General features: G+C 67.2%; 10 protein-coding genes. 7 read left to right on the top strand and 3 right to left on the bottom strand.

Translation table 11 applies throughout. The features are described 5' to 3' along the window. The first annotated feature begins 322 nt into the window (after positions 1-322). The 7 genes from B2W22_RS22950 to B2W22_RS22920 all read left to right on the top strand — a co-directional run bounded on the left by B2W22_RS22950 (position 323) and on the right by B2W22_RS22920 (position 6,614). Positions 323-886 carry a 3-hydroxyanthranilate 3,4-dioxygenase gene (locus B2W22_RS22950; protein WP_175122585.1) on the top strand — a complete coding sequence of 188 codons (564 nt, stop codon included), beginning with the start codon at positions 323-325 and terminating at the stop codon, positions 884-886. Between the two features lies 1 nt (position 887). Continuing rightward, the gene (locus tag B2W22_RS22945; protein WP_175122584.1) at positions 888-1,895 is read left to right on the top strand and encodes an amidohydrolase family protein; all 1,008 of its coding nucleotides are present in this window, start codon (positions 888-890) and stop codon (positions 1,893-1,895) included. Between the two features lie 114 nt (positions 1,896-2,009). Then, positions 2,010-3,185, top strand: a complete 1,176-nt coding sequence (locus B2W22_RS22940) for an ABC transporter substrate-binding protein (RefSeq protein ID WP_175122583.1) — start codon at positions 2,010-2,012, stop codon at positions 3,183-3,185. A gap of 40 nt (positions 3,186-3,225) precedes the next feature. After that, positions 3,226-4,146, top strand: coding sequence for a branched-chain amino acid ABC transporter permease (locus B2W22_RS22935; protein ID WP_175122582.1), 921 nt, complete (start codon positions 3,226-3,228; stop codon positions 4,144-4,146). Between the two features lie 13 nt (positions 4,147-4,159). Then, positions 4,160-5,143, top strand: coding sequence for a branched-chain amino acid ABC transporter permease (locus tag B2W22_RS22930; protein ID WP_218342914.1), 984 nt, complete (start codon positions 4,160-4,162; stop codon positions 5,141-5,143). After that, entirely contained in the window at positions 5,140-5,907 is a 768-nt protein-coding gene (locus B2W22_RS22925; protein WP_175122580.1) for an ABC transporter ATP-binding protein, read from the top strand. Before B2W22_RS22930 ends, B2W22_RS22925 begins: the two co-directional genes overlap by 4 nt. After that, positions 5,904-6,614 (top strand): ABC transporter ATP-binding protein, encoded by a 711-nt coding sequence (locus B2W22_RS22920; protein ID WP_175122579.1) that lies wholly within the window; start codon positions 5,904-5,906, stop codon positions 6,612-6,614. Before B2W22_RS22925 ends, B2W22_RS22920 begins: the two co-directional genes overlap by 4 nt. A 23-nt stretch (positions 6,615-6,637) precedes the next feature. Here the strand turns inward: B2W22_RS22920 and B2W22_RS22915 are convergent, their stop codons facing one another. Genes B2W22_RS22915 through B2W22_RS22905 form a run of 3 tightly spaced genes read right to left on the bottom strand, consistent with a single transcriptional unit; the run spans position 6,638 to position 10,818 of the window. Further along, entirely contained in the window at positions 6,638-7,693 is a 1,056-nt protein-coding gene (locus B2W22_RS22915) for an Ldh family oxidoreductase (protein WP_286939648.1), read from the bottom strand. Positions 7,694-7,702: 9 nt separating this feature from the next. Next, positions 7,703-9,223, bottom strand: coding sequence for a mannitol dehydrogenase family protein (locus B2W22_RS22910; RefSeq protein WP_175137542.1), 1,521 nt, complete (start codon positions 9,221-9,223; stop codon positions 7,703-7,705). A 59-nt stretch (positions 9,224-9,282) separates the two neighbouring features. After that, a complete protein-coding gene (locus tag B2W22_RS22905) occupies positions 9,283-10,818 on the bottom strand; it encodes a UxaA family hydrolase (protein WP_286939647.1) in 1,536 nt (511 codons plus the stop codon). Positions 10,819-10,831: the final 13 nt, after the last annotated feature.

The following is a 10,831-nucleotide window of genomic DNA, read 5'->3' as shown; positions in this document are numbered from 1 at the left end:
GCGCGCCCCAGGCCGACGACGCGCCCGGCGCCTTAAGAACCATCCGTTGGCACCAAGATCGATCCACTCCTCTCAAGATCGAACAAGTCCTCTCAATACTCAATCCGCTCGCCTTGAATGTGCCCCAACACCTGCACACCCCGTTGCGCCCGCCATTGAACCGCCTCGCGCTTCGAAAGCTAAGTCCCTGCGTTAAACGACTGAGACCCCAGGGAAACCCCGCGATAGATAACCCGCATATCCACCCCCACAATTTCTATTGTGCAGCCCCCAGCTCCCCCGCCTAGACTCTCCCTCATCAAGCGACACCACGGAGTTCCTCATGCCTGCCTACGGCCCGCCGTTGAATTTCCAGCGCTGGATCCAAGACCACGCGCATCTGCTCAAGCCCCCCGTCGGCAACCAGCAGATCTGGCAAGACAGCGACTTCATCGTCACCGTAGTCGGCGGACCCAACCATCGCACTGACTACCACGACGACCCGCTGGAAGAGTTCTTCTACCAGATACGCGGCAACGCCTGGCTATCCCTGTGGATCGACGGCAAACCCGAACGCGTCGACTTGAAGGAAGGCGACATCTTCCTCTTGCCCCCGCACGTCCGCCACTCCCCCCAACGCCCCGAAACCGACAGCGCCTGTCTCGTCATCGAACGCCAGCGCCCAGAAGGCCTGCTCGACGGATTCGAGTGGTACTGCCCGCATTGCCGCCACCTCGTGCATCGCGTCGAAGTCCAGCTCAAGAGCATCGTCACCGACCTGCCCCCGCTCTTCCAGGCCTTCTACCAAAGCCAGGAAAAACGCACCTGCCCCGGCTGCGGCGAAATCCATCCCGGCAAAGGCCAAGCCCCGTCCGCGCAGCCCACCCCCGCCCAGGCATCCACCTAAGATGATCCAGAAAATCGACATGCACGCGCACTTCTTCCCGCCGATCACCCGGCAGGAAGCCGCTGCGCTTGACCCCGTCAACGCGCCCTGGCTGCGTCCCGACGGCAACGGCACGACCGGCCAGATCATGGCTGGCGACCGCCCATTCCGCCCCGTCGACGCCACCCTCTGGGATCCCGCGCTGCGCATTGAGCAGATGGACCGTCACGGCGTCGATGTCCAGATCCTGTGCGCCACGCCCATCATGTTCGGCTACACCTACCCCGCGCAGGCTGCCGCCGATTGGGCCGCACGCATGAACGACCTGGCGCTCGAACACTGCGCCCACGCCCCCGCGCGCCTCAAATCCCTGGCCCAGGTTCCCCTGCAAGACCTCGACCTCGCCTGCCGCGAAGCGACTCGGTCACGCGCCGCCGGCCATCTAGGCGTCCAGATCGGCAACCACGTCGGCCCGCGCGACCTCGACGACGACACGCTTGTCCAGTTCCTCGTCCACTGCGCCAACGACGACATCCCCGTCCTCGTGCATCCGTGGGACATGATGACCGACGGCCGCATGAAGAAATGGATGCTGCCGTGGCTTGTCGCCATGCCCGCCGAAACCCAGCTCGGCATCCTGTCCCTGATCTTGTCCGGCGCTTTCGAACGCATTCCCCGCAGCCTCAAGCTGTGCTTCGCCCACGGCGGCGGCAGCTTTGCGTACCTGCTCGGAAGGGTCGACAACGCCTGGCGCCATCGCGACATCGTCCGCGAAGACTGCCCGCGTCCGCCATCGTCGTACACCGACCGCTTCTACACCGACAGCGCCGTCTTCGACCCGCGATCGCTACGCCTGCTCATCGACGTCATGGGCGAAGACCGCGTCCTGCTCGGCTCCGACTACCCCTATCCGCTGGGCGAACAGGAAGTCGGCAAGCTCGTCACCCACGCAGACCTGGTGCCCGGCGTGCAGCAGAAGATTCTGTTCCGCAACACGATGACCTTCTTTGGCTTGCAGGCGCAGCAATGAAATAGGGCTGCAATGATGCAGTAGCGCAGCAGTGAAACCACGCGCCAGCGAATCCACGCACCCGCGCGCCATCACATCCACGACCGTGACACACGGCATAGCAAGGGGAATCACATGAAACGCATCCATACGCTGGCCGCCGCCGCGGTGCTCGGGCTGTCGCTACACGCGGCCGCGCAGGCCGACGTCAAGATCGGCCTGCTGACCACGCTGACCGGTCCCGGCTCCGTGCTCGGCCAAGACCAGCTCGACGGCTTCATGCTCGCCGTCGACCAAGGCGGCGGCAAGCTCGGCGGCGTGGCCGTGCAGGTCATCAAGGAAGACGATCAGTTCAAGCCCGAGGTCGGCGTCCAGGCCGCCCGCAAGCTTGTGCAAAGCGACAAGGTGCCCATCATCACCGGCGTCGTCTACTCCAACGTCATGCTCGCCGTCGTGCGGCCTGTGACCAGCGCCGGCGTATTCCTCGTCGGCTCCAACGCCGGCCCCACCAATCTTGCCGGCAAGGACTGTTCGCCGTTCTTCTTCTCCACGTCCTGGAACAACACCCAGCGCCACGAAGGCAGCGGCGAAATGGCCAACCAGATGGGGTTCAAGAAGGTCTATCTGCTGGCCCCCAACTACCAGGCCGGCAAGGACGCCATGGCCGGCTTCAAGCGCTTCTACAAAGGCGACGTCGTCAACGAAGTGTTCACGCAGGTCAACCAGCCCGACTACTCCGTCGAACTGGCCGCGCTGGCCGACGCCAAGCCCGACGCCGCATACGTCTTCTTTCCTGGCGGCATGGGCGTGAACTTCATCAAGCAGTATCGCCAGGCCGGCCTCTTCGGCAAGATCCCGCTGTTGTCGGTCGACACCATCGACGGCGCCACGTTGCCCGCGCTGCAGAAGGACGCGCTGGGCGCCGTCACCAACGTGCCGTACTCCCCCGACCTGGACAACGCCGCCAACAAGGCCTTTGCCGCAGCCTTCCGTCAGAAATATGGACGCGAGCCGTCCAGCTACGCCGCGCAATCCTATGACGCCGCCCAGTTGATCGGCTCGGCGCTCAAGAAGACCGGCGGCAAGACCGACGACAAGGACGCGTTGCGCAAGGCGCTGGAGGCCGCCGACTTCCAATCCGTGCGCGGCGAATTCCGCTATCAGCCCAACCACTTCCCCGTGGCCGGGTTCTTCCGTGCCGACGTGGCCGAGAACGCCGACGGCAAGGTCGCGTTCGTCAACAAGGGCCCCATCTTCCCCGACCTGTCCAAGGTCTCTGATCAGTACGCCGCCCAGTGCGTCATGAAGTGAAGCGGGCGGCCCCGAGGGCCGTCAGCAAGGGGGTGTAGCCATGTCCACGACGCTGCTGCTGGTGCAGGCCTTGAACGGCCTGCAACTCGGCATCCTGCTGTTCCTGCTGGCCGCCGGCTTGACGCTGGTGTTCGGCATCATGAATTTCATCAACCTGGCGCACGGGTCGCTGTACATGATGGGCGCGTTCATCGCGGCCACCGTGTTCCGGCACACCGGCTCGTTCCTGCTGGCCGCCGCCGCGGTCGTCGCGGGCATGGCGCTGCTTGGACTGCTGTTGGACCGGATCGCGCTGGCGCGGCTGTATCCACGCGATCACCTGGATCAGGTGCTGGCCACGTTCGGTTTCATCCTGTTCTTCAATGAACTGACTCGCATCCTGTGGGGGCCGGCGCCGATCAGCATGGGGCTGCCGTCCTGGCTGTCCGGCACCATCGACATCCTGGGCGTCACGTATCCGCTGTACCGGTTTCTCATCATCGTGGTCGGGCTGCTGGTTGCGGCGGGGTGCTACCTGCTGATCCATCGCACGCGGCTCGGCATGCTGATCCGCGCCGGGTCTACCGATCGCATGATGGTCGGCGCGTTGGGTGTGAACATCGCGCGCCTGAACACGCTGCTGTTCGTGCTGGGCGCGGTGCTGGCGGGCCTCGCCGGACTGATGGCTGGTCCCATTCTTTCGGCGCAGACGGGCATGGGCGAACCCATTCTGATCCTGACTCTGGTCGTCATCGTGATCGGCGGCATCGGCTCGGTGCGCGGCGCGTTCCTGGCCGCGCTGATGGTCGGGCTGATCGACACGCTGGGCCGCGCGCTGCTGCCGACCCTGCTGCGCGCCGCCCTGCCCCCGGCTGCAGCCAATGCCGCGGGCCCGGCCATCGCGTCGATGCTGATCTACATCGTCATGGCGCTGGTGCTGGCGATGCGGCCGCAAGGCCTCTTTCCCGTCAGGCACGGATAAGGACGGCGACGCCATGTTCACGTTATCTCCCCGCACGCTGGCCGCCGCCGCGCTGCTGCTGTTGTTCGCGCTGGTGCCGCTTTACGCGCAGTGGCAAGGTGAACCGTTTCTGTTGGCGCTATTCGGCCGCGTGCTGGTCTACGGCATTGCGGCGCTGGCGCTCAATCTGCTGCTGGGCTACGGCGGCATGGTGAGCTTCGGCCATGCGCTGTATCTGGGTCTGGGCGCCTATTCCGTCGGCGTGCTGTCGCACTACGGCATCGAAAGCGGCTGGTGGCATCTTGCTGGCGCCATCGGCGCGTGTGCGGTCGTCGGGATCGTCAGCGGGTATGTGGTCATGCGCACCAACGGCATCGCGTTCATCATGATTACGCTCGCCTTCGCCCAGATGTTCTATTTTCTGGCGACGGGGCTGGAAGGCTTTGGCGGCGACGACGGCATGTCGCTCTTTGCCGGCAGCGACTTTGGCCTCTTCCGGCTGGACACGCCGCTCGCGCTGTATTGCACGGCCTTCGGCGTGCTGTTGCTGGTGCTGTGGCTGATGCACCGGTTGATCCACGCGCCCTTCGGCATGGCCCTGCGCGGCTGCCAGGCCAACGAGCGCCGCATGCGCGCGCTGGGCTTTCCCACGCTGCGGTACCGGCTTGCCGCCTATGTGATCTCCGCCGTCATCTGCGGCGTCGCGGGCGTGTTGTTGGCGAACCTGACCATGTACGTTTCGCCGTCTTACCTGGCGTGGACGACCTCCGGCGAACTGATCGTGATGGTGGCGCTAGGCGGCATCGGCACGCTGTTCGGCCCGGTGGCGGGCGCGCTGGCGTTCCTGCTGCTGGAGGAAGGATTGAAGCTCATCACCGAGCACTGGATGCTGGTCATGGGCCTCTTGATCGTCGGCGTGGTGCTTGCCTCGCGGCGCGGTGTCTATGGCAGCCTGTCGGCCGCGCCGTGGCGTCTGCCCAGCAAGGCGGCTCGCCATCCCACCGGAGAGCCGCAATGAGCGCCTTGCGCATCGAGAACCTGGAAAAGCGCTACGGCGGGCTGACGGTCACCGACAAGCTGTCGCTGGACGTGGCCAGCGGCGAACTGCACGCCGTGATCGGCCCCAACGGCGCCGGCAAGACCACGCTGATCGGGCAGCTGAGCGGCGAGCTTCGGCCCGACGCCGGACGCGTGCTGCTCGACGGCAGGGATGTCACGCGCATGCCGGTGGAAAAACGCGTGCGACACGGCCTGGCGCGCTCGTATCAGATCACCTCGGTCTTCAAACCGTTCACCGCGCTGGAGAATGTGGCGATGGCGGTGCAGGCGCGGCGCGGCCATAGCTTCCGGTTCTGGCGGCCCGTGCTGTCAACACCAGCATTGACCGAACCCGCCCGCGAGGCGCTGGCCCTGGCCGGCCTGTCGGCGCGCGAAGGCACGCCGGCCAGCGAACTGGCGCACGGCGAATTGCGACAGCTTGAACTGGCCATGGTGCTGGCGTGCCAGCCGTCGCTACTGCTGCTGGACGAGCCCATGGCGGGCATGAGCCAGCACGAATCCGAGGCCATGACGCGACTGCTGCTGTCGCTGCGCGGCCGCTACACGATCCTCCTGGTGGAACACGACATGCAGGCCGTCTTCGCCCTGTCCGACCGCATCACCGTGCTGGTGTACGGCCGCGCGCTCGCGTGCGGCACCGCCGACCAGATCCGCGACGATCCGCAGGTTCGCGAATGCTATCTGGGCAGCGAACGCGGCCGCCCCCGGGAGGCGCGCGCATGACTGCCCTGCTCTCGCTGCGCGGCGTCACCGCGCATTACGGCGCCAGCCAGGCGCTCTTCGGCATTGACCTGGACATCGCGCCGGGAGAATTTGTGACCCTGCTGGGACGCAACGGGATGGGCAAGTCCACCACCGTCAAGGCGGTGATGGGCCTGAATTCCGCCTCGCGCGGCGCCATCACTTTCGATGGCGTGGACATCGGGCGGCTGCCTTCCTACAAGGTGGCGCAGCGCGGCATCGGGCTGGTGCCCGAAGGCCGCCATGTCTTTCCCAATCTGTCGGTGCGAGAGAACCTGGTGGCCACCGCGCACAACCGGCAAGGCGCGGCGCAGCCCTGGACGCTGGAACGGGTGTACGCGCTGTTCCCGCGCCTGTCTGAACGCGCCAAACACCTGGGCAGCCACCTGTCGGGCGGCGAACAGCAGATGCTGGCCATCGGCCGCGCATTGCTGACCAATCCCCGGCTGCTGATTCTGGATGAAGCGACCGAAGGGCTCGCGCCCGTGGTGCGCGAAGAAATCTGGGCCGCGCTGGACACGCTGAAGCAGACCGGTCTGGCCGTGCTGTGCATCGACAAGAACCTGGAGCCGCTGCTGGCCACCGCCGACCGCCACGCCATCGTGGAAAAGGGGCGCGTTGCGTGGACGGGTACGTCGCAGGAATTCCTGGACGACGAAGCGCGGCTGCTGCAGTACCTGGGGGTGTAGGAACAGGACCGCGCGTTACGCCACTACGCCTGGCGCGTCGCCGGCAGCGCGACGCCCAGCCGGCTGCTCCAGGCCTGCATCTCGTCCCACAGCGCGGGCGGCACGGGCAGACCTAGCTGTTGCCGTTCCCGCTCGTGGTCGGCCTCCGGATCACCGGGCATGCGGGGCGCGCCCGGCGCCTGCGACAGCTCGACGGCCATCCCCGCCACCACCGCAGCCAGCGCCGCGCCCCCGGCAAAGCGCGCCGGATCAATGACGATGAAGAACGCGCCCAGTTCGCGCGGCTGGTCCAGCGCCTCGTACATCGACGAGATGTGCGGGCCGAACGGATTGCCGTTCAGCGGACCACACAGCAGCTCGACCATCATCGCAAGGCCATAGCCCTTGTAGCCGTATTCCTCGCCGCCCAGGGGTCGCAGGGCGCGTGCGGCGTGCGCGTCGGTGCAGTCCGCGCCGTTCTCGTCCAGCGCCACGCCCGCCGGCAACGCGACACCGTCGCGCCGGGCATTCATGACGCGGTTCCACGGAATGGCGGTCGTGGCCATGTCCAGGCATAGCGGCGCGCCGTCCGCACGCGGAAAGGCCAGCGAGATGGGATTGGTGCCGAAGAAGGCTGCACGCCCGCCATAGGGCGCGGCGATCGAATCCGAGTGAGTGAAAGCAATGCCGATCAAGCCCTGCCGGGCCGCCGCACGGCTGTACAGCCCGATCGCCCCGCAGTGCGAGGAATCGCTGACGCCGACCGCCGCCACGCCGGTCTCACGGGCCATCTCGATGGCCAACGCATTGGCCCGATGCGCCACCACGATGCCCTGCCCCCGGCCGCCATGCACCTGCGCCGTGCCCGGCCCGGTGCGTTCGATGCGCACGTCGGGCCGCGCCAGGATCGAGCCGTGCGCCACGCGATTCAGGTAATGCGGCAGCCGCGCGATGCCGTGCGAATCGATGCCCCACAGACTGGTCTGCGCCAGACTGTGCGCCAGGCACCGCGCGTCGCCGGCGGAAAAGTCCTGCGCCAGCAGGCACGCCTCGGCCCAGCGTTCCCAATCATCGGCGGTCACGCGGCTGCCGGCGTCCATGCGGGTCTCCTAGGTGGCTGCCTTCACGGCGTGGAGGACGCCGTGTTCGCGCAGCGCTTCAAGATGCTTGGTCAGGCATTCAACGAACACGGCCGAATCGCCCAGGTCGCCGAACACGGGTTTGAAGCGCGCCAGCACCGTCGCGCGCCGCTGCGCCGCCTGCGACGGCTTGGCGGCATGCGCGGCCACCTCGGCGCGCGACAGCAGGCGGTCCAGTCGTGCCGCGATCGGATCCTGAATGGCGTAAACGCCGCCCTGCTCGTCTTCGCCGCGCAGGTAGTTCAGCCACGCGGCCACCGCCAGGCACAGGCGATCAATGCCGTGGCCGGCGCGCAGGCGGTCGCGGATCGTGTCCAGCAGGCGTTGGGGCAGCTTTTGCGATCCGTCCATGACGATCTGCGCCAGCGGATGCGGCAGCGCCGGATTGGAAATCCGGTTCAGGAAGCGCAGACGGTACTCGACCAGCCCCGCATCGGGAATGCCGCGCAGGGTGGGCGCGATCTCCTCGCGCATCATGGCCTCGATGAACGCGCGCAGCGCCGGGGTGTTGGCGGCGTCGGCCATGGTGTGCAGGCCCAACGTCGCGCCCAGGTAGGCCAGCGCCGAATGCGGCCCGCTGACCATGCGCAGCTTCAGCCGTTCATAGGGTGCCGCGTTGCTCACGAAGGTCGCGCCGCCCTGCGCGTCCCACGCCGGGCGGCCGGCGGCGAACTTGTCTTCGATGACCCAGTTCAGGTAGGGCTCACCCAGCACGGGCCAGGCGTCCTCGACGCCCAGGCGGCCGGCGATCCGCTGGCGGTCCTGGTCTTCGGTGGCCGGCACGATGCGGTCGACCATGGAATTCGGGAACGTGCAATTGCGGTCGATCCAGTCGGCCAGCGTCACGTCCACCCGCAGCGCAAACGCCAGCACCAGGCTGCGCAGCGTATCGCCGTTGCCGCGCAAGTTGTCGCATGACATCAGCGTGATCGGCGGCAGGCCGCGCTCGCGGCGCAAGGCCAGACCGTGCACCAGAATGCCGATGGTGCTGCGGGGCCGGATGGGGTCTTCCAGGTCGTGCAGGATGTCGGGATCGTCCCAGCGCAGGTGGCCGGTGGCGGGTTCGTGGCTGTAGCCCTTTTCCGTCACGGTCAGGCTGACGATGCGAGTCTGCGGGTACGCGATGCGTTCGAGGACCGCGTTGGGGTCTTCGTCGGCCACCATCACGCGCAGCACGGAACCGACGATGCGCAGGTGTTCGCGGTCCTGCCCGTCCGGGCCGGCGTCGCGCACGGCAAGGGTATACAGGCCGTCCTGCGGCGTCAGCGCATCGCGCGTGGCGGGATGGCGCAGGGACACGCCCAGGATGCCCCAGCTCAGGTCGCCGCTGGCCTGCATGGCCTGGTCCGTGACCACCGCCTGATGCGCCCGGTGAAAAGCGCCCAATCCCAGATGGACGATGCCAGGCGTCAGCCGGCTGCGGTCGTAGCTGGGCTTTTCCACGTCGGCGGGCAGACGTGGCAATGACTCGGAATTCAGACGTTCAAGCATGAGTGCGCAATGTCTAAAAGGGGCGACGCCAGGGTATAGCACGCCCCGAGCCGTCTTCGCTACATCACCGCGCCAAGTTGCCACGGAACGAATTCGTTTTGCCCGTAGCCATGCGTCTCGCTGCGGGTGCGACGGCCCGACGCCGTCTGCAGCATGAGCTGAAAAATTCGCTCGCCCATCTGCGCCACGCTTTGGGCGCCGTCGACCACTTCGCCGCAGTTGATGTCGATGTCGTCGGCCTGGCGCTGCCACAGCGCCGTGTTGGTGGACAGCTTGAGCGATGGTGCGGGCGCGCAGCCATAGGCGGACCCGCGGCCGGTCGTGAAGCAGATCAGGTTGGCACCACCGGCCACCTGACCGGTGGCCGAGACCGGGTCGTAGCCCGGCGTGTCCATGAAGACCAGCCCGCGGGTGTGCACGGGCTCGGCGTATTCATAGACGTCAGTGAGGTTGGTCGTGCCGCTCTTGGCGATGGCGCCCAGCGATTTTTCCAGGATGGTGGTCAGGCCGCCCGCCTTGTTGCCGGCCGAGGGGTTGTTGTCCATCTCGGCGTCGTTGCGGGCGCAGTAGTCTTCCCACCAGCGCACGCGCGCCAGCAGCTTGTCCGCCACGGCGGATGTCTGCGCCCGGCGCGTCAACAGGTGTTCGCCACCGTAGATTTCGGGCGTCTCGGACAGGATCGCCGTGCCGCCGTGACGCACCAGCAGGTCCACCGCCGCACCCAGCGCCGGGTTGGCGCTGATGCCCGAATAGCCGTCCGACCCGCCGCATTGCAGGCCCACGGTCAAATGGCTGGCGGGCACGGCCTGGCGCTCGACACGGTTGGCCTGCTCCAGCATGCGTTCGACCAGTTCGATCCCGAGCGCCACCGTCTTGCGCGTGCCGCCCGTGTCCTGGATGTTGAACGTGTGCAGCATGCCGCTTTCCCGCAGGTGCTCCTGTTCCATCAGCCCGCCGATCTGGTTGGTCTCGCATCCCAGCCCCACGACCATCAGCCCGCCAAAGTTGGCATGCCGCGCGTAGCCGCCCAGTGTGCGCCGCAGCACGCGCAGCGGTTCGCCGTCGCTGCCGGTGGCACAGCCCGCGCCGTGCGTCAGCGCCACGACGCCGTCCACGTTCGGACAGGCGGCCAACGCCTCGGGCCGGATGTCGCGGCGGAAGTGGTCGGCGATGGCGCGGGCCACCGTGGCCGAACAGTTCACGCTGGTCAGGATGCCGATGTAGTTGCGGGTGGCGATGCGGCCGTCCGCGCGCACGATGCCGTCAAACATGGCCGGCGCGTCCACAAAGTCCGTCGGATGCGCATCCTGCCCGACCGCGTAGTCGCGCTCGAAATCCGAGAACTCCAGGTTCTGCGTGTGGACGTGCTGGCCGGGCGCGATGTCCTGCCGCGCCACGCCGATGATCTGGTTGTAGCGGCGCACCGGCTCGCCGGCCGCGATGGCGCGCACCGCCACCTTGTGGCCGGGCGGCACCAGCCCCACGACCGTCACGCCCTCGCCTTCCAGCCGCGTGCCGCTGACTAGCTGGCGCCGGGCGATCACCACGTTGTCCGCCGGGTGGATGCGTATGACTGCGGTATCGGTCTGCGACATGAGGACTCCGGAA

It is taken from the genome of Achromobacter sp. UBA4530 (assembly GCF_002388205.1).
GTDB classification, from domain to species: domain Bacteria; phylum Pseudomonadota; class Gammaproteobacteria; order Burkholderiales; family Burkholderiaceae_B; genus Achromobacter; species Achromobacter animicus.
This window is presented reverse-complemented; position numbering and strand designations above follow the sequence as displayed.

What these genes read in the sequence shown, in the direction of transcription:
- B2W22_RS22940 (WP_175122583.1), top strand. Translation starts at nt 2,010, where the DNA reads ATGAAACGCATCCATACGCTGGCCGCCGCCGCGGTGCTCGGGCTGTCG.
- B2W22_RS22930 (WP_218342914.1), top strand. Translation starts at nt 4,160, where the DNA reads ATGTTCACGTTATCTCCCCGCACGCTGGCCGCCGCCGCGCTGCTGCTG.
- B2W22_RS22920 (WP_175122579.1), top strand. Translation starts at nt 5,904, where the DNA reads ATGACTGCCCTGCTCTCGCTGCGCGGCGTCACCGCGCATTACGGCGCC.
- B2W22_RS22905 (WP_286939647.1), bottom strand. Translation starts at nt 10,818, where the DNA reads ATGTCGCAGACCGATACCGCAGTCATACGCATCCACCCGGCGGACAAC.
- B2W22_RS22915 (WP_286939648.1), bottom strand. Translation starts at nt 7,693, where the DNA reads ATGGACGCCGGCAGCCGCGTGACCGCCGATGATTGGGAACGCTGGGCC.
- B2W22_RS22935 (WP_175122582.1), top strand. Translation starts at nt 3,226, where the DNA reads ATGTCCACGACGCTGCTGCTGGTGCAGGCCTTGAACGGCCTGCAACTC.
- B2W22_RS22950 (WP_175122585.1), top strand. Translation starts at nt 323, where the DNA reads ATGCCTGCCTACGGCCCGCCGTTGAATTTCCAGCGCTGGATCCAAGAC.
- B2W22_RS22945 (WP_175122584.1), top strand. Translation starts at nt 888, where the DNA reads ATGATCCAGAAAATCGACATGCACGCGCACTTCTTCCCGCCGATCACC.
- B2W22_RS22910 (WP_175137542.1), bottom strand. Translation starts at nt 9,223, where the DNA reads ATGCTTGAACGTCTGAATTCCGAGTCATTGCCACGTCTGCCCGCCGAC.
- B2W22_RS22925 (WP_175122580.1), top strand. Translation starts at nt 5,140, where the DNA reads ATGAGCGCCTTGCGCATCGAGAACCTGGAAAAGCGCTACGGCGGGCTG.